We start from the raw sequence: 23,200 nt of genomic DNA, 5'->3' as shown, positions 1-23,200 counted from the left end.
CTGCTAATGTTCGGCGGCGGAGTGGCCCGCTAAACCAGCCACACGGGGATCGTCATCGCGAACAAGGTTCAAGCGGAGCGGCGGCGCAGCCCGACGGGCGGGCAGGTCGCCTTGTGCGGATTCGTGTTCCAGATGCTTCGCAGCCTGCAGCTCGGCATGGCGCTTAGCGCATCGTTCGCGTTCGAGGACGGCGAAGCGTCGGCGATGACGATCACGCTCGAACCGGACGACAGCGGCGACCTGCGCATCGACGAAGGGGGCGTGTCGACCATCGAACAGGTGAAGTTGCGAGCTCTCCATCGGCGCTGGACGACGGGGACGCTGGCGGGCGAGGTTCTCCCTGATCTGATCAGAGGCGCCAGGCCCGACGAGCCTCAGCGCTTCCGCTTTGCAAGCAACCATCTGCGTGGCCTCGCCGACTTCCAGGCCTACTTGGCGGGGCGCGCCGACCGAGATTCCGGCAAGTCGTTCGCCTGGGGGAAGGCACTATTGTCCTCCGAGGACTTCGCCGCTCGGATCGCCGATCGCGCGGGTTGCGAGCCGTCGGACGCGAGGCTTCGCCACGTCCTCGACAATCTCTCTCTTGTGTCGATCGACGTATATAACGCCGCCCGCGCGATCGAGGAGCGGCTCACCCCGTTGCTCGATGCGGGAGAGGACGTCGAAGAGAAGCGGCATGCGTTGATGGGCCGCCTCTTCCAGGCGGCGAGCGCCGGTGAATCGCTGGGCGCTGCTGAACTGCTGCGTCTCGTCGGCCCCGATGCGATGAGGAGGCTGCGGCACGCGGGAACCGCGATCGAGCTTTCCGCAGCCGCGTCGGCGCGCGACTGCCGCGCGCTGGGCTATGAGGCGCAGGCTCAGGCCCGTCTGCACCCGATCGCCGCCGCGTCGTGGTTCACGGTGCTTTCCGGCGAGTCCGGGCAAGGCAAGACGTGGTCGCTTTGTCAGTCGGCGCTCAGCGAGGCTCGGAACGGTGCGGTCGTCGTGGTGGGTTCGCCGGGATCGCTCGAGGCGATCTTCGACGCGATCAACTCCAGGCTCTGGCTTCCAGCTTACGAGAGCGAGGCGTCGTTGGAGGTCTTGTCGCGACGATTGGGACGCTTCTTGGCGCCGGAGGGCGGACATTGGCTGACTCTCTACGTCGACGACGTTCAGGACAGGCTTGTGGCCCGCCGGGTGGCGGAGACCGACTGGCGACGGCTGGGGGTGAAGGTCGTCCTGTCGTGCCAACCCAGGGTGACGATGGAGATCGTCCGCTGGTGCCCTGATGCCCACATCACCCAGGTCGCGGACTTCACCAGCGCGGAGCTGCGCCGCTACCTGCGGCACCACGACCGGCACGATTCGCTCGAGATGATGCCGGACGACGTCTTCGAGCTGCTGCGCAAGCCGGTCCATGCGCGCGTCTACGTGGGGCTGCCCTCGCGAGGTGAATGGCTCGATGCGACTGAATACGAGCTCTTCAAGAGCTACTGGGACGAGGCGACGGCGGACGCTCGTGAGCAATACGACCACCCCTACGATCGTCACCGGCTGGCCAACTTGGCGGGCACCCTCCTTAAGGACCACGCCAGATACCCGTGGACGTGGTCTGACCTGGAGATGGAGGGCTTGGATGAGGCCGCGATCCGCCGCCTCGAGATGGTCGGCCTCCTACGCCGGCCGGCGCGAGATCGGATCGCCTTCTCCACCGATCGCATGTTGAACTGGGCCGTGTCCGAGCACCTGTCCGAGAGGGTGGCCTCGGGAGCGCTGGATGCGGCGTCGCTGAATCAGGTCGTCCAGAGCCTGGACGATCTGGTCGACGCTGCGGGAGCGGGGCTTGGTCGACGGCTGGGCTACGTCTTTCACGATGTCGTCTGGCTCCTGCTGCGGGTGGTCGACGCCGCGTTCGTAGCCGACCTCATCGATGCCTACGTCGCTCAGGCACCACACGAATGGCGTAGCGACGGTCGATGGCGCCAGCTCGGGACCGTCGGCCCGATGCTGCTGCCCTCGCTTGAGCGTCTGGCGCTCAGAACGTGCTCGGACGAGCAGGACGTCGGCATCGCGGACCACCTGCCGGCCGCGATCGTGGCGGCGGGCGCCGGTGCGCCCGACGAGGTTTCAGGCCTGGTCGCGAGGTTGCTGGACATGGCTGGGGATCGGGAGACCAGGATCGCGCTCAGGGTCGCGCGACGCGTTCCACTGCCGAGGGTTCTCGACCGCCTGTTCGACATCCATCTCCGGCGGGCGGCGGATCTGGACCTGTCGACGGAGGTCGATGAACGAAGCACCGGCCTCTCCCGGTATAGCCTGAGCATGGAGGCGCTTAAGCGGGCGGTCGGTGCATCTCCGGCGTGGCTGGAGGCGCGATTGGCAGTCGAGTCCCGCGTTCAAGCGCTGGACCAGCTGGTCTGGTGCCTCGTCGACGACGCCTATCTGACCGGCGTCGAGGCGAAGCCAATTTGGGCACGACAGCAGGACCAGGTCGTCTCCGTCCTACCCCGCGACAGCAAGGCCCTCATCGCGGCGCTTGAGCACTTCGATGCGGTCGACAGACGGGAATACCTGGATGCCGTGCCATCGGCGCGTGACGATTGGATGCCCTCGCGGATACTCAGGGTCCGGGCACGCATCGACCCCGAGGCCGCGTTCGAGCAGATCCGGACCAGCGCCGATGACTATGGCTGGAGCGCGTCCGATTGGTGGCTACCCGAACTGCATCGATACGATGCGGATCGCCTTTCCACGGTTCTGCGGGAGGTCGCCGCGCGGACGCGCAGCCCCGGCAACGAGCTGATGCTCTACTACTTCAATCATCCCGAGCTGGTCGACCCAGCGACGCTTGAGATCGTGATCGATGACTGTCTGGTGCGCGTCCGCAATGCCAACCGCTCGAGGTTGCCTGAAGATCGAAGACCCGACTCTCCCGTGAGGGCGATAAGGTTCCTGGGCTTGCTCCCCGAACCCTGGCAGTTCGAACAGCTGCGTCGCCGCGCCGATTCGTCCTTCGAGCGTGAGCTCACGCGCTACGCGATCGAGCGCCGCGGCCGCACGACGCGACTACGAGATCTTGAGGGCAACGAGTGCGAGCGGGTCCTCGCGATGGTGGACGGCTCGGGGTTCGCCGAGCTCGTGGTGGCCGAACTGGAGCGAGGAGACGGGTTCGGCCGCGAGGACGGCTACAACGCCGCTCACTGGACGGAGAACGGCGGAGTTCGGACGGCGCTGATCAATGCGACGAGTGACGACGGATCGGACGGCTATCGTCAGGTCATCCGGATGCAGGCGCTCGCCATTCATGCATGCGACGCATCGCTCGAACGCATGCTGCGGCTGGGTTCGCCGGTCTATGTCTCGCCTGCCGAGATGCGGAGCTCTGAAGGTCGCGACTTGTCCGGCCTGCGACAGCGGGTCGTCGACCTTCTTTCGTCGGGTGACCCGGCCGACTTGGACGCTGCTGTCGCGCTGGCTGGCTTCCTGCGGGAACCGGAAGACGCTCTGCCGCTTTTGGAGCCCTTCCTCGACGACCAGACCCCCGCCAAGACGAGGCGATCGGTCGTCGGCACGATGAAGGCGCTCGGATTCTACGATGCGTCCATGCTGCCGGTGATCCGCGCGATGCTGGTCGGACATCATGATGATCAGGCGTGGTTCCTTACGTCCTACCTCGCGGAGTTCGGGGATGAACCTGCCCGCGAGTTGGTTCGGTCGTGGTTGGACGGCTCCGACACGACGAGCATTTCGACGGCGCGCTTGCCGACCCTGCACGCCTTGCGGTCGCACGAGGACAGCCGCGAGGCGGTTCTTGGTTTTGTTCGGCGGCTTAGCGAGCGCGGACACCGCCTCCTCGACTCGCATGATCTCGGAACTCTTGCACGTGCTGGCGACGAGCGTGCCCGGGAGATGCTCGTGAACGCCGCCTATCGAGGACCTGAGATCCTGGACGCCGGCCCGGTCGGCGGCATCCTCTTCCTCCTCGAGATAGATCCTGAGGAGGCGTTCTTCGCGGCAACCAGACTGCTGGTTCGTCACCGATCCCCGGAAGCGGTGCGCCTGATGTTCAGGATCGACAAGGGCAGAGCTTACGAGGACCTGCTCTCGCGCTACCGCTCGTTGCCGCCTTCGTTGAGGAACGAGGTCGGACGGAACGTCAGGGCACATGTCCCCGCCGCGGTGATCGAGGCATCGCTCGCCAGGTTGGCCGCATCGACGAGCACTTCCGAGCGCCGCACGGCGGCCGAGCTCAGTGGCTGGATGCCGCCGAGCATGTCTCTGCCGTGGCTACGCGACCTGATCGGGGATGCGGACGTGACCGTCAGGAAGGCGGTTCTCGGATCACTGCGCGCGAGGCGCATGGAGGACGCCGCGCTCGCTCATCTGGGGGCCATGCCGACGTCCACGAAGAGTCTGCAGTGGGCAAGGCTTAGGACCGTGTTCGAGCTTGTTGATCCACGGTTCCTCTGGACGCGCGGCGATGAACTGAGCCTTCAGCCGTTTCTGGAGGATGCGGCTTACGAGTTCTGGGTGGAAGCTCGGCAGCTGCACGAGAAGCGCGAGAAGGAGGTGGCGGACAATGAGAAGAAGGCGGACGCCAAAGCTGACTGATCTAGCGCCCGGGCAAGCGACGATCACCGCTTTGTCCCGGCTTGTGCGCCTGCGATCCTGAAGGATCAGCCGACAGCATCGTTCATGCGACGTCCGGCGGCACAAGGACGCGCAACTCACTCCATATCGACCGCGTGTGCATGGCCATCGGTCGCGAGCGTAGGTTTGTGGGTGATGGACTGTCGCGGTGGTGCCGAGCTGTCCGGGCGCTTGGGACCAGGAGACTTGTCGAATAGCGAGTCGGACGTGCCCGGTGCGGAGCGCGGAATGGTAGACCGGGATCTCGGATAGATCGCGACGACCGGAGTGCCGGCAATCGCATCGGTCACCGAGTGCGACTGACGCCGGCCGACCGCCATTGCGGACCTGATCTTGGCAGGGAAAGAAATGCACGATTGCTGAGGTCCTGCTATCGGCGGCCACCGAGCTGATCTCGCGTCGGCCCGGATGTTAGGCCGTCACGGGTCAGTCGAGAGCAGCGACCTTGAGGCAGGCGTAGTTGAAGCCTGCGTGGCGTTCTGCCGCGGCGGCGGGGTAGAGCTTTCAACGTCGTCGAGCTTTGAACGTCGGTCAGCTGGACCGCTTGCCCAGCGAGTGCGTGAAGTGGACGAGCTCTGTAAGGCATCCGTCGCGGACCACCGAGCCTTCGGCTGTTCTGTGCGAGAAGGTCCGGACGTTTCTCGGACGCGAGAAGCGGGATCGCGACCTCAGCGCTTTTTAAGGTCACGCTCGGAGACCATCGTGGTCTTGGACCACACGGGCTCCTCGTAGTTCCAGCGGAGCTTGGCCGTTTTAGGCGATGTGCCATCTGCTCTCACCACGGCGAACGCTCGCGCCTGTTCGGGGTTCTCGGACGTCGCTTCGGCCGGGGGAACGGAAAGCGGACCGACGGCGAGTCCGATCGGCGTGGCCGTGCCGTCGACGGGATCCTTGATGACGCATAGGGTCAGGCTGCTGCCGACGACCAGTCTGGCCTGCGAGAGCTTGCTGAGCGCGAAGGCGCGCTGATGCACCCAGCGGCCCACGCCCACGCCTATGTCCAGAATGGGCGTAAGCACCCAGTCGGGTTGATAGTGGGTGATCACGTCTTCGACGATGGTCCGCGCCTCCAGATCCTGACAGATCAGGATCACGCAGCGTCCGAAGCCGTCCAGATCGACCACCTTGATCATGTCGCCGGCTGCGACGTTTTCCATCAGAAGGGCGTCTGGTCCCGGATCGTCGACCCTGTAGGCGTCGGCGGCGGAGCGTCCCATGCCGTATGGCCAGACCTTGCGCTGTCGCCAAAGAAGTCGTCCGACCTTGTTGAAGACGCGACCTTCGTTCCAAGGACGTCCGCACGGTCCGACCTCGTCGGTCAGTCCTGTCCCCGCCAGCATGATGCGCGGCAGCGAGGCGGCGTCGGTCGTGCATAGATCGCTGAACGCCTGCTCGTCTCCATGCGACAGCGTGAGCTCGGGCGCGATTGCCAGGTCTGCATCGCCGTTGAGGCGTGCGGCCTCGTGGAGCCGTCCGCTCAGATTCCGGCTCGGCGTCACGTCGAGCAGCGTCGACCGTCCCTTCTTGCTCGATCTGAAGGTGAGATCCTCGGCGTCTTCGGCCAAGGGGATGAAGCATAGGGTTTCGCGACCGATTGACCTCGAGGCCGGCACACCGGTGGCGACGTCGGTCCCCACAACTTCGACGTCGATCTCTACACGCGTTCCCTCCTGCTCCCCGGACAGCGGGGCGCAGGTGAGACAGCTGAATTCATCCCGAAGCGAGTTGCCCGACGAGGCGGTTCGATGGCGTCCGTGCCGCATGAAGGGACCGTTCGGCACCAGCCGCAGCGTTTCGTGACGGCCGAACTCGCCGTCCTCCAAGCGACGCGCCTCGGCGACCTTCAGCCAGAGCGGGATTCGGGCTGTCCCGACGCTAGGCGCGACGGTCCGAGTGCGCGGGTGCGTGATCCTGAATGCGTCGTCGATCAGGGCCATCGCGCGAAGCGCTGCGCCTCCGAAGCTCGAACGTGCTTCGTAGGCGCCGCGTCCGGGATGGATGGTCGTGAGCAGGTCCAGCACCTCGGTGACGGCGACCGCTCCGTCGTCCCGCGCGACTGCCTTGCGCATCGCCTCGATGAAGTCGTCGGGGGGCGGCGGCATGATGTCGCGGTTGGCCGGTCCCCACTTGTTGGCAGATCGCCAGAGGTGCAGGAAGACGTCGCCCGGATCCCGACAGCCGCTTCGCCAGGACGCGAGTGTGGCCTTGGACGGCAGATCGATGGTCATCGCGGGCTGCCGTCGTCGAGGCGCGGGCCGCCATGGACCACTGCTTCCGCGGTCTGACGCATGCTCGCGATACGCGCCGGCTCTGCGCTGACCTCCTCCAGCGCATGGGCGAGACGCTCGGCCGCCGCGCCCATCGACGCTGCGGCCTCGGTTCGCGTCGCCATGCGTGCGGCCCGTCCGCCGAAGCTCAGCCTCCTGGAGGAGACCTGGGAGACCAGCACCTCGACCATTTCAGCCGCTTGGTCGGCCGCTGCGGCTTCCGCTTCGTTGAGCGGAGCTGCCGCCAGTATGAGGTCGGTGATCGCGTCGACCAGACGCAGTGCGCTTCGGGGGGCCCTGCTGAAGTAGGTAGCGACTTGGGAGCTTCGGAAGTTGCTTCCGAAGACGAACCTCAGCATCTCGCCGGCGCTCTTGCGCGGTTCGGGCGCGCCGATCACGGCGGAGACCATGTCGGGAAGTCGCGCGTAGAACGGCAGTCCGGTGAACCCGATCTGAGCCGCGGCAGCGATCGCCCGTTTCGCCGCCGACTTGCGGGCGGCTTCGTCGCCCTTCTGCTCGATGTTCATGAGGCGGTAGTTGAGTTCTCCGCTGAGACGTGCCGGCTCGGCTTGCGATGGTTCGGTGACCAGCGGCTCGACGAGGCGCAGCGCCCGGGCGAAGCTGCTCCTTGCCTCGTCCGGTTGATCCTCAAGCAGGGCGTCGCCCTTGATCAGCAGGGCATCCGCCTCCACGATCGAGAAGTCGTCGAGCAGTTCCGGCGGCGCTGTCTTCCTGCCTGGCCTGATCAGCTCGAGAACCTCGCCGACGACGGCGAGCTGCTGCATTGCCTGATCTGCGTCGCCGAACAGACGAGCTATCCTTTTACGGATGCGCGCGCGTCTGAGCAGGTTGCCCGGGCTCACCGGCTCGGCCGCGAGGAGTTCGTCGATCTCCTCGAGCTGGATGATCTCCCCTTCCGGGCCGACGTAGTCGGCACCGATGTCCATGGCGCGTTCGAGCAGGTCGGCGAGGACCGGTCGCCATGCGTCGGGCTCCTTCCCGTGCATGCCGCGAGCGAGTTCGGCTGCGGCTTCCAGTGCGTCGGCGAGCACCGGTTCGTAGCCCACCAGTTCACCTCGTTGCTGGATCGCCAGCATGGCGTCCACCAGGGCGCGGGCGTAGGCCGTGGAGATCTCCTCGTCCGCCATCAGCAGGGCGACGGCGCTGTTGGTCAGGGCGGTGAGCTGCTGCATGGCGTCGACCGGCTCTTCGGACACGAGCGCGCTGACGTATTGATTGGTTGAAAGCGTGGGCTTGAGCCAGCTGTTGACGTTCGCCCGCCAGGCCTCGTCGATGATCGGCACGGCGATCTCTCGCCCGAGCAGTTCCTTGGTCAGCCGCGCGTAGTCGGCGGTCAGGGTGTCGTGCCGGGGATCGCGGGCGTTGAACGGAGCGAGCGACTCGACGAACGGGACGTTCGGCTCGGCCATGATCGCGAGCGTTCGCATGTCACGTTCGACATCGTCGTGATTCAGCCTGCCCACCCGTTCGAGTTCGCGCATCGCCCTCGCGCGCGCTCCTTCCTCCTCTGCGGTGCCCACTCGCGACAAGCGCATCGGCACCGCGCGGACCTGTATCTCGCTGCCGCGCTGCGCCTTGATGGCGGCGGCGACGCGGGACACTCCTTCGATGTTCTGGCGGTTGAGCACGAAGCACAGCGCGACCACGTCTGGGAGCTGCATGGTGCAGACGCCAGCGACGTCGGCGAACCCGGTCCTGCTGTCGATGAGCACCAGATCGTATTTGCGCTTTGCCCAGCGGCGGAGTGACTCGATCATCGCTCCGCCGAGTTCCTCGTCGATGAAGCTGTTCCACGACAGGTGCGCGAGAGCCTCCTCGTAGCGGAGCTTCTCCGGTCCGATCTCGGGCGAACCCGCGGTCAGCAGGTCAAGTCCGCCCGGGCCGTGCTCGGCACGGAACACCTCCTCGACGCGCCGCTCGAACGGCGCGCCGGACTCGAACTCCTCGAACATGAACTCGAGCTCGTCCGGCTCCTCGGCCGACGCCACACGGGTCTTCCATTCCCAGGCCGCGTCGAGCAGGCCTTCCGGCTTGCGGTCCTTGAGCGCGTTCCGCATCAGTCCGCGAAAGTAGGTAGGCAGCCCCGGCGCCTCGAGGTCCCAGTCCATGGCGAGCACCGCCAGTCCGTTCATGGCTGCCAGGAACGCCACGTTGGCCACGGCCATCGTGCGGCCGACGCCGCCCTTGTAGGAATACAAGGAGGCGATCAGGCCTTCGCCACCTCCGATCACGCCGCCTCGCGGGCGTCGGCGTCGGCGACCAGAACGAGCGAATGCCGAAGGTGCGCCGGCAGCTCGTCCCGCTTCTGCTCCATCACCCGGACCACCTCGCGCGGCGGCGTGCGATGGAACCGGCCGGTGCCGATCGCGCCCATGCCGATGTCGCGCGCCACGGCCTCTGCCGCGGGCGTGAGGAAGTTGATGCGGCGATTCCCTTCCTTGCGGCTGTCGCAGACGCCATTGGCCTGAAGGCGGCCGATCACGCGGCTGACCTCGGCTTCATCCTTGCCGAGAGCGTCGGCCAGCGCACGGTTGTGCAGCTCCTTGCCGAGCAGCGCACGCACGTAGCCTTCGACGGTCTTGGACCGGATGAACCTGACGAAGCCGTCTTCGACGCGCTTGCTCGCCACGCGTGCGGCGACGGCGTGCGCGAACCCGATCTGACCCAGCGCGAAGGCGGCCGCCTCCGGCGACTCGGCCGCGGCGGTGCCGTTCACCGCGCGGCGAGTGGCCGTGGGAGACGCGCCCAGCATCCGCGCGAATACCATCTCCAGGCGGGCCTGCGCCTCCTCGGCATCGGCCCGACTGGCGGAGCCGAGCGCCTCGGCGATCCTGTCGGCAAGCGCCGTCAGCGTCCCCGAGCGAACGGCTTCTGCCCTGCCCTCGGCAAACCGGTTTGAGGCGGCGTCCATGAAGCCCCAGATGTCCGTCATGTCTTCTCCTACCCCCGAGAATACGCCCTGAAGCCGCTTGGCCAATGTAGGCTCAAGCACTCCTTATTGATAGCTCCTTGAGAAAAGATTTGAGGGATCAAGGTTCCCTCAAGGACTCATTTTCCTCCCTAGCGATCACAACGCCAGATGCCCTGCTTCAATGGCCTCGACCCTCTCGAGTCCGAACGGTTGGATGTCCGAGAGCGGCCTTCCATGGCTTCGGTCCGACTGGCCTAAAGTGTGCCGCCCCCCCCTCCGTTGCCATCCGGATCGCATCCGCTGCGCGAATTCGGGACGCCCCGCTCGCGCTCAGGCCGGCACGCTACCCCCTGAGCCGGCCAGGCTCACCAGCTTCCGAGAGGCGCGATCCCATTCGCTCGACCACGCCGAACTGAGCGGCTGCTGCAATCATCCGGTCGGTGAGCTTGGACCGGCGTGCCCAACGGATTGGCCCTCCTGCGACGGAAGCACCTTTCCCGCGCATAGGACTTTGACATGCATCTTCTTCTGCCCAGGTGCTCGACGAACCTTCGTCCCGCTGCGATGCGGAAAGCTCCCTGCAACGCCTGCCGTCGGCTCGCCGTGTCGATCGCGTCGGCTTTCGCCGCGCTACTACGGCATAGGGTCGTGCGGAACGTTGGCCATGACCACCTGCGAGGGCGCGATGGCGCGGAACAGGTCCGAGGTCATCGACTCCGCTCCACTTTGGCAGACCAGCAGAAGGTAGTTTCCACTCGCGGAGCCGAGACCGGGAGACCGCCGCGGGACGAGCGCTCGCACGACGAAGATGCAGTCCGTCGGCATTGCGGGCATAGTGCCCGGCGGCACCTGCAGCCCGTTCTGCCCCACTGCCTCATCGACGCGCTCACCCGTTTACATGGTCTGCTCCGGCGTGGCACGCCGTCGCTTCCGTTCGGCGGAGAGCAGCTTGGCGAGATACGAAGCCGACGACGCCTTGTGCGTCGTTTCACTCAGCTCGCGCTTGAAGACATGGTGCCAGACGTGCTCCGGCAAGGCTTGGACGAAGTCGCGGCACGCGAAGCTCCAGGTCAGCCGGACGGTTCTCCAGGAGGTTGCGGGTGACGTGGAGCGATATCGCCTTCTCTCGCATCGACTGCTCGCAGCCGTGCAGGCGGTCTGATCCTAACACCCTCGGTCGACCTGATCAGATTCCCGGTGGTGAACACGTCGAAGATCGCCAAGTCGGAATAGGATGAGGATCGAGCATCTTCATTGTCCGGCCACCATCTCTCGATCGAGAACCGTCGAATCATGAGGACGAGCTGCGATAGAGCTCCGCCAACCGTTGCGCTCTCATTGATTGTCTCACCGCGCTCGCGGACGAGCAGTGGAGAGAAGTCCATGAGCGTCCCGATCCAGTGCTCGAACCGACGCAGGAGCAGGAGCGGCGTCGCGGCCGAGACGAAGCGCGGCGAATGCAGCAGCAGGGCGGCGTGGCGTCGATCTCCGATGCTGCGGATGTGGCCGTATATGCATCCGCGAGGTCCTCGACGTGCACGTAGGCGAGAAGCTCCGGACCGCCGCTCGGGCCCTGGTCGATCGTGAAGACCCGGCGCCCGATCATGGGCACCGAGGCGCAATCCGGATTGCCGGACAGGGTCTCTTCAACGACCTCGAGAGGTCTCAACCCGTTCCAAGGTCCGTTCTCACGCATCGACACGAGCGATCGCCTCAAGCGGATTCTGCCGGGCCTCAGCAGTCCGGCGGATCCTGAATCTGCTGGCGTCTGCGCATTGGAGCACGTCGTCCTTTCGCACGAGGGTAGCGGTCGCGTGACCGGCACCCGCGCGACAGTCCGTCGACAAACATCTCACCGACGCCCGTCGGGGTGCGACTGCGCACCGGTCCTGCATTTCGTTACCTCCATCCAAGTCGCAGCCGCCGAGCTGCCCCCTTCGACTCAGATCGTCTGTGAGGCCGTTGCAATCACGGCGGGGCCGCCCGACCGAGCGCTTCGACCATCGCCGGTCGGTCAATCCCCGACGGCTGCAGCGACGACGCCAGCACCACGAGCAGCTTGTGAGTGAGTTCGCGCGAGTTGTAGCTGCTCGCGTGCTCGCTCCACGCGTGCCACCGGTCCAGCCGGACGCAGAGCCACTCGTAGAAGTCGTCGCGCTCGCGTTCGGCGGCGAAGGCGAGCGCCCACACGGTCTGCCTCGTCGGCACTGGCCCCCTTCCCCGCTCAACCAGCACGACGGAATGCCGACCCGCGTCCACCTGCCGGAGGAAGGCCGCGTCCCAGCCGGCGACGACCCGCTCGACCTCCGCGAGCCGCTCCTCGCGCGGGTCGGGTCCTAGACCGAGGCTCACGAGGTCCTGGACGGTCATGCCCGAGGGCCGCCTGGTCTTCACCGCGTCGGGCCTGGTGGCGTGGAGCATCGCGAGTGCCGACCAGCCCTCCGGAGTCAGTTCGGCCTTATGGTAGACGTCCGGCGGTGCCGTGAGGATCCCGACTCCACCGAGCCAGTCGAGGAAGTTAGCCCTGAAGAGCCAGCTGCCCTCGAAGAGGTCGCTTCTCTCCTCGCGGGAGTCGATCGTGCCGCGACGGGCACGCAACGCCAGCACAGCGTGAAGCAGTTCGAGCTGCGCGTCCGGCGGCGCGTTGAAGCCGTCCGGCATGCCGAGGCGGCCGCACCAGAATGCCTGGCGGAGCGTCGCCCAGCGTTCTCCGGTCTCGTCGTCGACGAGCATCGGCTTGCCGTCGACTAGCTGCGCGCGGAGCCAGTAGCCCCACGGCAGCTCGTGATCGATGTGCTCCCGGCGCATGGCTCAGCGCTCGCCGTAATCGTTGGGATCGTAGGCGCGCGCCGTGGGGCCGGGATCGGCGTCCGAGGGGTGGCTACCGAGCTCGACCGCCTTGAGCTGCAACGCGAGTCGGACGCACTCGCCGTAGACGTAGCGCTCGTCCTTGTAGGTCGCCTCGTTGAGTCCAGCGAGCGGTTCGTTGGTCACCAGCCTGCCGGAAATGTTCGGCCAGGCGTCGCCGGGGTGGTTGCACGAGAAGCCGAGCCACCAGGCGTCGTCGTGCGCCTTGGCTGCCGCGTTCGCATGGATCTGCCTGGGCTGGCGCTGCTTGATGCGCACGTGGCAGACGCTGCGGTATTCCGGTTGGCGGTGCTGGCACTCGCTCGAGTAGTCGAGCCCGCCGTGGACGCCGATCTCGTAGCCGACGAGCGTTCCGACCTGGCGTCCGTAGAACGGGTGCCCGGGCGGCACGGCGACGAAGCCGCGCAGGTGCATGCCCTTGGCGTCGCGCAGGATGATGCACGCGTAGCCGGACATGGGATCGGTCCAGGCGATCTTGTCGGCTTCCAGGGCCCAGGCGCCGCCGCTCGGATGGCGGATCTCGGGGTTGCGGAACACGGCTTCGACGCGGACCAGCTCGCCGCCGAACTGACGTTCGACGGGCTTCGATGGGATCAGCGCTGAGCTGGGCTTTGAGGTCTTGTCTGCCGGCACGTTGATTTCTCCAAGTTAGGACAGGGGAAGCGAGGGAGCCGCGGCCAACGTGGCGTTGGCCGATCGCGGGCGAGCTGGCGCGACGCGACAGGAAGGCGCTTCGGCCGGTGCGCGGCCTGGACCCGCAGTTCAGAGTCCAAGGCGTGCACCCGCAGGACGGTGGGCGCGAGCGTCGCCCCGAAGGGCGTCTTGGGCGGCGGTCGGACCCGGATGACGGAGCGTCGTCGCAGGCGTGTTCCTCTCATCGGCGTCGGGCATGCGGTCACGATATGTTCCAGCCGCCTGCGCCACCAGACGTCGCGGAGGCGCATCGGCGGGCTTTGGAGGAGCAGCGACGGTCGAAGTGTAGGTCGCGACCGGCCGGCAACGCTGTGCGGAGCATGGGACGTCGACGTCTCACCCGCATGCCGCGTCAGCGCAGAGCGTAGCGTTCTCGCCAGGTCATGCGCGTGACGACCGGCTCACGCGATCCCGCGTAGACGTCGTTCACGAGCCAGGAGATCTCGGCTTCGACCAGGGCTTCGTCGGCGAGGAAGCGCCAGCGCTGTCGCCGGACCTGGTCCCATCCGTAGCCGCGCTCGCGCAGGATCGCGTTGAGGGCGAACGGCGTCTCCGGCGCCTCGATGAGCCAGTTGGGTCGGCTCGCGTTGCGGATGAGCTGCCGCATCACTGTGTCTCCGCTCTCGAGGCGGTGTTCGAGCAGCTTCACGAGCGCGTTCACGTCGTCGGAGGCCCTGTGCGGCTCGTGGAAGCCGCCGCAGCGGTGCAGGAGGCAACCGAGCTTCCGGCACTCGAAGCCGTTCGCCGACCAATCCAGATCCTGCAGGCTGCAGATCCAGGGCCGCGGCGGCAGTTCGAGGCGCCGGTCGACGAAGGGGCGGTCGAACGCGGCATTGTGCGCGAGTATCGCGTCCGCGCTCGACAGGAGCGAGAACGCCTCGGCGTCCATGATGGAGCGCCCGGCCACGTCGGCGTCGGAGATACCGGTGTGGCGGGTGATCTCGGGCGGGATGGGCCGTCCGGGATCCTCCAGCCAGTTGTAGGTGCGGCCGGTCTCTACCACCCTTCCGGACTCGTCGACCTTGATGCGCTGGATGCCGAGCTCGATGACGGCGTCCTCGCGTTGGTCGAAGCCGGTCGTCTCGACGTCGATAACCGCGACCGTCAGTTCGGAGAGGTTCCGCTGTCGGGGCTCGTTGCGCCGCGCGGCGTCGGCGAGTCGGAGCACCTTGTAGCGGGGGTGGCGTCCGAGCGCCTGCGCGAGCGCTTCGGCGGGAACCGTCACCGCGGCGAGTTCGCCGTCGCGTCCGCGCATCATGCGAACCGCCGTTCGATGGTGAGGTCGAGGTCGGCGCCGGAGGGCACGGCGTCCATCTCCAGCAGCCGGACGAGAAGGGACGACGGAACTAGCTCGTCGACCCGCGGGTCGTCCCGGTCCACGCCGTCGACGACGGCGGCCGCAGCGACCGCGGAACGGCCGTAGCGGGCAGCGAGGCGGCGCTCCGCCTCGACCCGGCTGCCGGCGGTCAGGGCGCAGAACGCGAGCGACTCCCTGGCGTCGGCGAGATCGATGATCGCGGTGAACAGGCGCCGGGACGGCCGGTCGTTCGAGCTCGGGCCCTGCAGCGCCTCCAAGGTCGCCCATCCGAACGGCGGACATTCGCGGTCGTCCCCGTCGTCGTCGTTCAGGAGGTCGTCGATTTCCCGCGGATCGGCGTCCAGGCCGAGCGAGAGACCGTGGAGGACGATCGCGCGCGAGAAGGCTTGCGCGCTGCGACACGCGAGCAGCGCGGGATCGCCGTCGAACAGGCGCCGGGGCGCGAGCATCCACGCGACCGGATCGCGAGGAGTGCCCTCGCGCTGGAAGCGCTGGGCCACGTCGGCGGCCACGGTCGCGACCCGGAGCAGCTCGCGCGCGGTCAGGGGGAGCGTGGCATCGTTCTCGGCGTCTTGGAAGGGGTCGAGGCTGGCGAGCCCGGCGGGATCGACGAGGAGCGGCTTGGCGGTGATCGCGGCTTCGTCGTATTGGCAAAGGTCTGCGAAATCCATTCGAACCTCCTGAAAGCAGCTGTCTTCGTTCACGCGCGCATACGGGCGCTCTCCTTATTTCGGCATTTCCGGAAATATCGCAATACCTGCCTGAAACTTTGATGGTTAAGGCCGCTTTCCTCTCGCTGGACCGGCGTCCGACCTGCCGTTATCGTGGAACCATGGAAGTCAGCAGGGCGGCGCGTCTGTTCGCAGCGTTGGGGCAGGAGACGAGGCTGGCGGCCGTTCGGGCCCTGGCGGCCGCGGACGCGGACGGACTGGCGTCCGGCCGCCTGGCGGCGCTGCTGAAGGTGCCGGCGAACACCTTGTCGGCCCACCTCGGCATCCTGGTCGGCGCGGGGCTCGTGTCCTCAGAGCGACGGGGAACGTCCATCGTCTACCGCGCCGTGCCCGACGTTCGCGCGTTGGTCTCGGAGGCCCTGTTCGGGGAGTGACGGCCTCGCCCGCCAAGCCCGGGAGCGGGGTCGCTGGGATCGAGAGGCGTCGCGCCTGGGCTCTTGGCGCGGCAACTTGGCGACCGTGTCCGGTCCCAACCCGACCTTTGAACGGCTCGCCATGTCGTTGACCGAGAACGGCGCCCGCGCGGCGATCCGGATCATCTTTCAGCTCAGCACGGACGCGGAGCTCGCGCGGGCGATCGGGAGGGCGTCCGAGGACGCGATCGATCCGCTGCGCGATCTGCTGGTGGTGGAGCTGGAGCGGCGGGGATTGGAGGCGTGAGCTGGCTCGGGCGCGCCTGGCGCTGGCAGACCGACAGTCCATGGGTCTGGGTTCCGCTGTGGATCTTCGCGATCGCGCTGTGGGGCGGCTTCCTGATCTGAAGCCGCCCCACAGCCCGAGCGCTCCGCCGAACGCCCGGCGACCCGCGACCCGCGACCCGCCCGGCTGGTGGCTCCGCTGTCGGTCAGACCCGCTCGCTGTGGGTCCGACCGGCGCCGCCGCTCAGGATTGGCGCTTCGCCGTCGTGAGAAGCGCGCGGAAGTCCCCGACGCCCTTCTGGTAGAAGTGGATCCTGGGAGCGTCGAACGAGGCCATATACAGCTTCTTGGCGATGATCGCGGCGTGCGCCTCGCCCGACCTCCGGATCCCGTCGGCGTCCGTGAACTCGTAGTTGAAGACCACGCCCGGAGCGCCGAGGTAGCTGCCGGGCCTGCTTCCGAGCGATCGGAACTCGCCGATCTGCTTATAGGCCCGGTAGGTTCCCTCGAGCAGTTCGGGCACCTCGACGAGCAGCGTCTCCGCGGTAAACCTCGGCAGCGGCTGACGCTTCTTGTCGCGTTCCTTGACGAGCGGAGCGCCCACCTCGACGCCGCTGTAGAAGGTGACGTCGTTCAGCTGCTCGCCGTCGAGCGTCCAGGTCTCGGCGAACTTGCCCGGTCGGATCGACAGGCGGTTCCAGTCGCGCGGGGGCGAGACGAACACGCCCGAACCGGAGAGCTCGAACGACTTCCCCTTCTCTCGGTAGTCGTTGGCCAAGGTGGGTGCGGCCGGGAAGCCGAATGAGGCGACGGCTGCGATTACGGCGACGGCGAGGATGGTGGTCTTCATTGCGGAGTCTCGGTGAGTGAGGAGGTCAGCAGCTCGATCATCTGCCGGTCGTCGGCTTGCGGTGCGAGGCTCAGGTAGGATTGCAGCGCCTTGCGTCCTTCGCTCGGCCGGCCCGTCTTGACGAGCGACAGGCCCAGGCCGCGATGCGCCTGGACGTGCCCTTGCTCGAGCTCGATGGCCTTCGCGTAGAACTCGGCGGCGTGGATCAGGTCGCGCTGGCTTCCCCGCGCCCGGAAGAGCTCGCCGCGCGCGAACCAGAGTCCGGCGGTCCAGCCGTCGGCGGCGAGGGACTCGATGAGATACTCGGACCCGCCGAAGTCGTTGAGCCCGATCTGATCCTCAAGGAAGACCGGCAGCCACTTGGCCATCGCCGCGCGGTATTTCACCGCACCATCGTCCCTGCTGGAACCCTCCGGAAGAGCCAGCGCCCCGAGGTAGGCCGCGCGCTCGGCTTCCGGCGGATGGCTCGCGAAGTATGCCACTCGGTCGAAGCGCGGGCGCTTGAGCCCCCGCGCCATGGCTGACGCTTCGGTCTCCGCCATGAAGTTCTGCCAGACCCTCGCCGCCGCCTGCGGCTGCAGGCTGCTGGCGTTGAGGTAGCCGATGCCGATCAGGTCCGCTTCGCGCTCGTTGTCGCGGTTGAAGCGCAGCAGCGATCCGTAGACCGACAGCTCGAGGTCGCCGAAGCTCCGCTGTGCGGCGGGGTTGCTGTTCATCGAGGCGAGGACCGCGGCCCAGCTGAGGAGATCGGTTCCGCTGCGGTGCGCCTTGAAGCGCTGCAGCGTGTGTCGGCGTTCGAAGTGGCCGAACTCGTGCCCGAGCACGGCGGCCAGCTCCGCTTCGCTCCTGACCCGCAGCAGCAGGCCGCTGTAGACCCGCATGGTGCCGTTCGGCGACATCGTCGCGTTGAAGCTGGGCTCCCGCATCACGTATACCCGCACGCTTCCGCAGCGCTCGGCGCCGACGGCCGAGCAGAGCACGCCTTTGACGTAGGAGGTCAGCGCTTCGTCACGAACGACCAGTCGCGACCTGGCCAGCTGGGACTCGCTTTCGTCGTCCATCTTCCAGAGGCCGAGCTCGTCGACGCCCCGCGGCTGATAGACGCCCTCGTAGGGCTGCGGGGGCGGAGCGGTGACTTTGCGCGTCTCGGCAGGCGAGCCGAGCAGGGCCGCCGCCGCCAGCAGGACCGGGCCGAACACGCTCAGCGCGCCGCGACCGCGGCGGGCGCGCTCGTCGCCTCGCTGCCGGGAAAGCCTTCGAGGAGCTGTTTGACGCGCTTCTCGGCGCCGTCGACTTCGCGGACGTCGCCGCCCATCGCGAAGTCGGCGTTGAGCCACAGGAGATCGCCGGTCCGCAGATCCACCAGTCCGGCGCCTCCCTTGTGCTCTCCCGCCTTTACGGCGATCCGGGGCCCGAGCATCGCGACGATCTGGAGGAGCTTGCGGCCCGTCGAGCCGTAGGCGTCCTTGTTGAAGATGAAGAGCGCGTAGTCTGCGTCGCGGGCGCCTGGCAGATCGCGCACCCCTTCGCCGAGCGACCAGTCGAAGACGCCCGCCTTGTTGTCGCGCTTCTTGGTCGGAAGTCTGTTCCCGACGAAGAACTGGTAGTTGACGACCGCCTGGGAGACGGCGTCGAAGAGGTTGAGGTATTCCTCGACAAGCAGCGCCTGATCGCCGGAGGCATCCGGCGCTTCGACGATGGTGTTGCCGAGGCTCGCCTGCTGCTTGGCGAGCGCCGCGTTCATGTTCCGCCTCGCGAGCTCGGTCCATTCCGCGTTCGGCTCGAAGAGCCCACCGGTCGATTGGGCGCCTACGCTGACCTTCGGGCGAAACACGATGACGCGCCTGCCGCTGCCGCTCTTGAGTTCGAATCCCTGGCGCACGGCGGTGCGTTCCTGTGCGAGCGCCTCGGTCGACAGGCCGAGCGCGAGCAGCATCGCCGCCACGCGGCAGATCACGTTGTTCAAGTCATTCCCCCTGCGGCTCCCCAGCCGCAGGACCCTTGTTGCGCATCGTCGATCGATTGAAAAGCCTCTCTCGAGCGAAGGAACCGATCCGGATGGATCGGGCGCGCTTCCGGCCGGAGCTCGCCGGAAGGCACGCGGATGCCAGACCTCAGAGGCGCTGATCGCGTTCAGTGCAGGCTGGTCAGCCCAGCTGTGCGCAGTTATCGTTCGCATCGACGAGCGCTGGGTCAAACGCCTCGCATTACAACGGACGGGGTTGGAGCGGCTTGGATCTTTTTTCGGTTAGCCTGACCGGATTCCGTCGGTTCCGATCGAAAACCACGCTCCGCACCAACGGCAGGTTGGTCGCGCTCGTCGGGCCCAACGAGGCGGGCAAGACGTCCATCCTCGACGCGCTCGGGAAGCTGAACGGACCCCAGGCTTTCAAGGACGGCGACGTCGCGCGCGGCAGCAGCCCTGAGAGCTGGAACTGGTCGCCAGGTTCCTGCTGAGCGAGGCGGACGCCACTGATGCCGGCCTGCCCCACCCGAGCTGGATGAGGCTGCACAAGGACAACGACGGCAAGCTCCTTTACGGTTTCGATCCTAAAGCGCCGCCTCGGGATCTGGCTCCCCGAACGGCGGCGGCCCGGGCGGCCGCAAAGCTCATCAATGATGGGACTTGGCTTGAGCTGTTCGACACGCCGGCGAACGCCCTTCCTGAACTGCTGCGGGACGCTCTGGAGAGCATCCGCACGGAAGACCTCAACCTGTCGAAGCAAGTCCTCTCCAATCTGAAGACGGTCGATCAGCACTTCGAGGCGCTTCAGACTGACACGGAAGGACGTCACGCTCTTGTTGGCGAAGCCGCGCGGCTCTGGAGGCTCATGGTGGAGTCGGAGACGGCTTCAAATCCTTCGCAACGCGCCATCTCGGCCCTGAAGTCTCGCGTTCCCAAGTTCCTGATCTTCGACGAGAGCGCCAGACAGCTCGCGTCGTCGTATCAGATGGAGGGCCTCGGCTCCGCCGTTCCGCCGGCCCTGCAATACCTGCTGAAGATCGCCGAGCTGGATATGGCGGACGTGCTCACCGCTATCTCTCGCGAGGCGCGCGCGACGACCTCACCACGCTCGAGCGCAAGGCGAACAAGTGTCTGGAGAAGGCGTTCAAGGAGGCTTGGCGCCAGTCTGGCGTGTCGGTCGCCCTGCGCCTCTCGACGGACCTGCTCGAAGTTCAGATCGTCGACGAGGAAGAGCGCTACACGCGGCTTGCCGAACGCAGCGACGGTCTGCGCCAGTTCGTGGCCCTGCACGCCTTCGTAGCGCAGGCTCATGCGGACGCGCCCATCCTGCTGATCGACGAAGCCGAGCAGCGGTTGCACTACGACGCCCAGGCCGATCTCGTGCAGATGCTCGCCAGGCAGAGGCTCGCGTCCAAGGTCATCTACACCACCCATTCGGCCGGATGCCTGCCCGAGGATCTCGGGCATGGGATCAGGCCGGTCAAACCGGTCCCCGACGCGCCGTCCACCAGCCGGGTCGTCAACAAGTTCTGGGGAAAGTCGAGCGAGGGGTTCTCCCCGCTCCTCCTCGGTCTCGGAGCCATGACGATGGCCTTCTTCCCGACCCGAAGAGCGGTTTGCGTCGAAGGTGCGGGCGACATGCTGCTGCTGCCGTCGATGCTTCGGGAGGCGCTCGGGTCGGAGACGCTCGGATTCCAGTTCGTTCCCGGCCTCTCCCAAGCGGCGCGGGCGCTCGCTCCGATCGTTCCTTCCATGGCGGCTAACGTCGCCTTTCTCGTCGACGGTGACGATGGAGGCGGGAAGATCGCCGAGGGCTTGAGGGACGGCGGCGTTCCGCAGGAGCGGATCTTCAATTTGAAGAGCGGGAACGGCCAGGCTATCGAGTTGTAGGACTTTGTCGATCCGAACGTCCTACTGAACGCCGCCAACACGCTGATCGCCAAATACCACAGGGAGGCACCGCCGCTGGGCCGGCGCGATCTTGGGCAGAAGCATCGAACGAAGAAGCTGAGGGCGAGCTTCATCGCCCTGACCGGGCGCGAGATCGACAAGGTCGAACTCGCCTACGAGATACTCGACGCCGCGGATGCGAACCCTACGCTCGTTATCTGCGACGCCTCGCGCAAGGACGAGTTGGCGGCACTTGGCAGACGCATCGCCGAGTCGTTTTCCGCAGTGTGATTGCGTCACAGTCCCACCCGAGACGGCGTTTTAGACGTCGAAACCGGTGAGCTGGCTGAGCTCCGCACCGGTTTAGGTCGAGGCTGTTGCGTGAACGGCCGACGCTTTATGCCGTCCGGCAAGTTTTTGGATGCCCGACAAGGATTCGAACCTTGATTGACGGAGTCAGAGTCCGCTCTCTTACCATTAGAGGATCGGGCAATCGGAGGCGCGTCCTATGCGGCGTTGCCGGGGCGGTCAACCCTGAATGACGCACGGTCCGCTTGTGTTTCCCGCGTGTTGCGCTAGCCTCCCGCGCAAGCACCGAGCGGTCGTAGGTCGGCCGTGACGGATGAAGAGCATAAGCGAGTACACGGCCCGTGGGGGAAACTTCCGCCAGCGCGCCGATCGGTCAGCGCCGACCGGCGCCCCGTCCGGCCCCGACGCCAGCGCGCGGACGCTGGCCGCAGGCGCGCCACTATGCCGCGCTTGATCTCGGCACCAACAACTGCCGCCTGCTGATCGCCCGGCCGCAGGGCAGCGGCTTTGCGGTGGTCGACGCCTTCAGCCGGATCGTCCGGCTGGGGGAGGGGCTGGCGGCGACCGGGCGGCTGTCCGACGAGGCGATCGAGCGGACCATCGCCGCCCTGCGGGTCTGTGCCGACAAGCTGAAGCGCCGCGACGTCGCGCTCGCCCGGTCGGTCGCGACGGAGGCCTGCCGGCGCGCGAGCAACGGTCCCGCGTTCATCGAGCGCGCCTATGCCGAGACCGGGATCATGCTCGACATCATTTCGGCGGAGGAGGAAGCGCGGCTCGCGGTGCTCGGCTGCCACGCCCTGCTGGAGCCGGGCGACGGCGCGGCGCTGGTGTTCGACATCGGTGGCGGATCGACCGAGCTGGTGCTGGTCGACACCGCCACGCCGCAGCCGCGCATCCTCGACTGGCACTCCGCGCCCTGGGGCGTCGTGTCGCTGACCGAGAGCGTCGGCGGCCCGCGCGGGAGCTACGCCGCAATGCGGGCGGCGGTGCGCGAGAGCTTCGCCCGCTTCGCCGCACGGCTGCCGGCGGAATGCGGCCGGCGGCGGCTGCTCGGGACGTCGGGCACCGTGACGACGCTTGCCAGCGTCCACCTGGGGCTCACCAGCTATGACCGGGCTGCGGTCGACGGGCTGCTGATGCCGGCGGCCGCGATGCGGACCGTCAGCCGCCGGATCGCCGCGCTTGACCTGTCGGAGCGCGCGCGCGTCCCGTGCATCGGCGCCGAGCGCGCCGACCTGGTGGTCGCCGGCTGCGCGATCCTGGAGGAGATCCTCGACATCTGGCCCGCCGAGCAGCTCGGCATCGCCGACCGCGGCATCCGCGAGGGCATCCTGCGCGGGCTGATGGCGACGCCGGGCGGGCGCGCGTGAGCCGCGGCGGTGGAGGCTTGCGCACCCGCGTCAAGACCGCGCGCGGCCGGACGGCGCAGTCGACCCGCTGGCTCGAGCGGCAGCTGAACGACCCTTATGTCAAAAGGGCCAAGGCGGAGGGGTATCGCAGCCGCGCTGCCTACAAGCTGCTCGAGCTCGACGAGCGGTTCGCACTGCTGAAGGGCGCGACGCGCGTCGTCGACCTGGGGATCGCGCCGGGCGGCTGGTCGCAGGTGGTCAGGCGCAAGCTCCCCAAGGCGGCGGTGGTCGGGATCGACCTGCTGCCGGTCGATCCGATCGATGGCGTCACCATCCTCCAGATGGACTTCATGGACGATGCCGCACCCGACCGGCTGCTGGCCGCACTCGGCGGCGCGCCCGACCTGGTCCTGTCGGACATGGCGGCGAACACGGTCGGCCACCCGCAGACCGACGCGCTGCGCACCATGGCGCTGGTCGAGACCGCGCACGCCTTCGCCGCCGACGTCCTGGCGCCGGGCGGCACCTTCGTCGCCAAGGTGTTCGCAGGCGGCGCCGATTCGGCGCTCGTCGCCGAAATGAAGCGCAATTTTGCGACCGTGAAGCACGCCAAGCCGCCCGCCAGCCGCAAGGCGTCAAGCGAATGGTATGTGGTGGCACAGGGCTTCAAGGGGCGGGCGGGGTGAGGTGACCGGCCTCGCCTGCAGCGATCCCGGTCGTTCAGCAACGAGCAAGGTTGAAGGACTGAGCCTATCGACTG

At 67.2% G+C, this 23,200-nt stretch carries 18 protein-coding genes and 1 tRNA gene; 8 read left to right on the top strand and 11 right to left on the bottom strand.

The window, feature by feature from the left end; genetic code table 11:
- Nucleotides 1–123: 123 nt before the first annotated feature.
- Complete coding sequence (locus CRO12_RS05800; protein ID WP_179640875.1) at nt 124–4,590, top strand: HEAT repeat domain-containing protein; 4,467 nt, start codon at nt 124–126, stop codon at nt 4,588–4,590.
- A 707-nt stretch (nt 4,591–5,297) separates the two neighbouring features.
- On the opposite strand, the gene CRO12_RS05795 is transcribed toward CRO12_RS05800, so the two are convergent.
- From CRO12_RS05795 to CRO12_RS17920, 7 genes are all read right to left on the bottom strand, one after another.
- Nucleotides 5,298–6,857 (bottom strand): hypothetical protein, encoded by a 1,560-nt coding sequence (locus CRO12_RS05795; protein ID WP_097062990.1) that lies wholly within the window; start codon nt 6,855–6,857, stop codon nt 5,298–5,300.
- Nucleotides 6,854–9,148, bottom strand: coding sequence for a KGGVGR-motif variant AAA ATPase (locus tag CRO12_RS05790; RefSeq protein ID WP_097062989.1), 2,295 nt, complete (start codon nt 9,146–9,148; stop codon nt 6,854–6,856). The genes CRO12_RS05795 and CRO12_RS05790 overlap by 4 nt, the downstream gene beginning before the upstream one ends.
- A complete protein-coding gene (locus CRO12_RS05785) occupies nt 9,145–9,849 on the bottom strand; it encodes a helix-turn-helix domain-containing protein (protein WP_097062988.1) in 705 nt (234 codons plus the stop codon). The genes CRO12_RS05790 and CRO12_RS05785 overlap by 4 nt, the downstream gene beginning before the upstream one ends.
- 1,947 nt (nt 9,850–11,796) lie before the next feature.
- Nucleotides 11,797–12,636 carry a hypothetical protein gene (locus CRO12_RS05775; protein ID WP_097062986.1) on the bottom strand — a complete coding sequence of 280 codons (840 nt, stop codon included), beginning with the start codon at nt 12,634–12,636 and terminating at the stop codon, nt 11,797–11,799.
- A gap of 3 nt (nt 12,637–12,639) precedes the next feature.
- Nucleotides 12,640–13,329 (bottom strand): hypothetical protein, encoded by a 690-nt coding sequence (locus tag CRO12_RS05770; RefSeq protein WP_097062985.1) that lies wholly within the window; start codon nt 13,327–13,329, stop codon nt 12,640–12,642.
- Nucleotides 13,330–13,741: 412 nt separating this feature from the next.
- Nucleotides 13,742–14,647 (bottom strand): 3'-5' exonuclease, encoded by a 906-nt coding sequence (locus CRO12_RS05765; protein ID WP_179640874.1) that lies wholly within the window; start codon nt 14,645–14,647, stop codon nt 13,742–13,744.
- Entirely contained in the window at nt 14,644–15,378 is a 735-nt protein-coding gene (locus CRO12_RS17920) for a hypothetical protein (protein ID WP_179640873.1), read from the bottom strand. The genes CRO12_RS05765 and CRO12_RS17920 overlap by 4 nt, the downstream gene beginning before the upstream one ends.
- Nucleotides 15,379–15,539: 161 nt before the next feature.
- Between CRO12_RS17920 and CRO12_RS05755 the strand changes: the two genes are divergently transcribed.
- A complete protein-coding gene (locus CRO12_RS05755; RefSeq protein WP_097062983.1) occupies nt 15,540–15,812 on the top strand; it encodes an ArsR/SmtB family transcription factor in 273 nt (90 codons plus the stop codon).
- 76 nt (nt 15,813–15,888) lie between these two features.
- Nucleotides 15,889–16,098, top strand: a complete 210-nt coding sequence (locus CRO12_RS05750; RefSeq protein WP_097062982.1) for a hypothetical protein — start codon at nt 15,889–15,891, stop codon at nt 16,096–16,098.
- A 222-nt stretch (nt 16,099–16,320) separates the two neighbouring features.
- Here the strand turns inward: CRO12_RS05750 and CRO12_RS05745 are convergent, their stop codons facing one another.
- Genes CRO12_RS05745 through CRO12_RS05735 form a run of 3 tightly spaced genes read right to left on the bottom strand, consistent with a single transcriptional unit; the run spans nt 16,321 to nt 18,862 of the window.
- On the bottom strand, nt 16,321–16,926 hold the full coding sequence (locus CRO12_RS05745; RefSeq protein ID WP_097062981.1) for a hypothetical protein: 606 nt from the start codon (nt 16,924–16,926) through the stop codon (nt 16,321–16,323).
- A complete protein-coding gene (locus CRO12_RS05740; protein WP_245858221.1) occupies nt 16,923–18,125 on the bottom strand; it encodes a M48 family metallopeptidase in 1,203 nt (400 codons plus the stop codon). Before CRO12_RS05740 ends, CRO12_RS05745 begins: the two co-directional genes overlap by 4 nt.
- 2 nt (nt 18,126–18,127) lie before the next feature.
- On the bottom strand, nt 18,128–18,862 hold the full coding sequence (locus CRO12_RS05735) for a hypothetical protein (protein WP_097063375.1): 735 nt from the start codon (nt 18,860–18,862) through the stop codon (nt 18,128–18,130).
- Nucleotides 18,863–19,062: 200 nt separating this feature from the next.
- Here CRO12_RS05735 and CRO12_RS18455 point away from each other — a divergent pair, with 200 nt between their 5' ends.
- The 3 genes from CRO12_RS18455 to CRO12_RS05725 are packed head-to-tail and all read left to right on the top strand — an operon-like array spanning nt 19,063 to nt 20,782.
- The gene (locus CRO12_RS18455) at nt 19,063–19,383 is read left to right on the top strand and encodes an AAA family ATPase (RefSeq protein ID WP_097062980.1); all 321 of its coding nucleotides are present in this window, start codon (nt 19,063–19,065) and stop codon (nt 19,381–19,383) included.
- 44 nt (nt 19,384–19,427) lie between these two features.
- Nucleotides 19,428–20,192 (top strand): hypothetical protein, encoded by a 765-nt coding sequence (locus tag CRO12_RS18600; RefSeq protein WP_342747211.1) that lies wholly within the window; start codon nt 19,428–19,430, stop codon nt 20,190–20,192.
- Entirely contained in the window at nt 20,075–20,782 is a 708-nt protein-coding gene (locus CRO12_RS05725) for an ATP-dependent nuclease (RefSeq protein WP_342747208.1), read from the top strand. Before CRO12_RS18600 ends, CRO12_RS05725 begins: the two co-directional genes overlap by 118 nt.
- 418 nt (nt 20,783–21,200) lie before the next feature.
- Here the strand turns inward: CRO12_RS05725 and CRO12_RS05720 are convergent.
- Nucleotides 21,201–21,274 (bottom strand) — tRNA-Gln (locus CRO12_RS05720).
- Nucleotides 21,275–21,432: 158 nt separating this feature from the next.
- On the opposite strand from CRO12_RS05720, the gene CRO12_RS05715 reads away from it, so the two are divergent.
- Together CRO12_RS05715 and CRO12_RS05710 are read left to right on the top strand one after the other, a co-directional pair.
- Nucleotides 21,433–22,461, top strand: coding sequence for a Ppx/GppA phosphatase family protein (locus CRO12_RS05715; RefSeq protein ID WP_097062978.1), 1,029 nt, complete (start codon nt 21,433–21,435; stop codon nt 22,459–22,461).
- Nucleotides 22,458–23,126, top strand: a complete 669-nt coding sequence (locus tag CRO12_RS05710) for an RlmE family RNA methyltransferase (protein WP_097062977.1) — start codon at nt 22,458–22,460, stop codon at nt 23,124–23,126. Before CRO12_RS05715 ends, CRO12_RS05710 begins: the two co-directional genes overlap by 4 nt.
- Nucleotides 23,127–23,200 lie beyond the last annotated feature (74 nt).

It is taken from the genome of Sphingomonas guangdongensis (assembly GCF_900199185.1).
GTDB classification, from domain to species: Bacteria; Pseudomonadota; Alphaproteobacteria; order Sphingomonadales; family Sphingomonadaceae; genus Sphingomonas; species Sphingomonas guangdongensis.
This window is presented reverse-complemented; position numbering and strand designations above follow the sequence as displayed.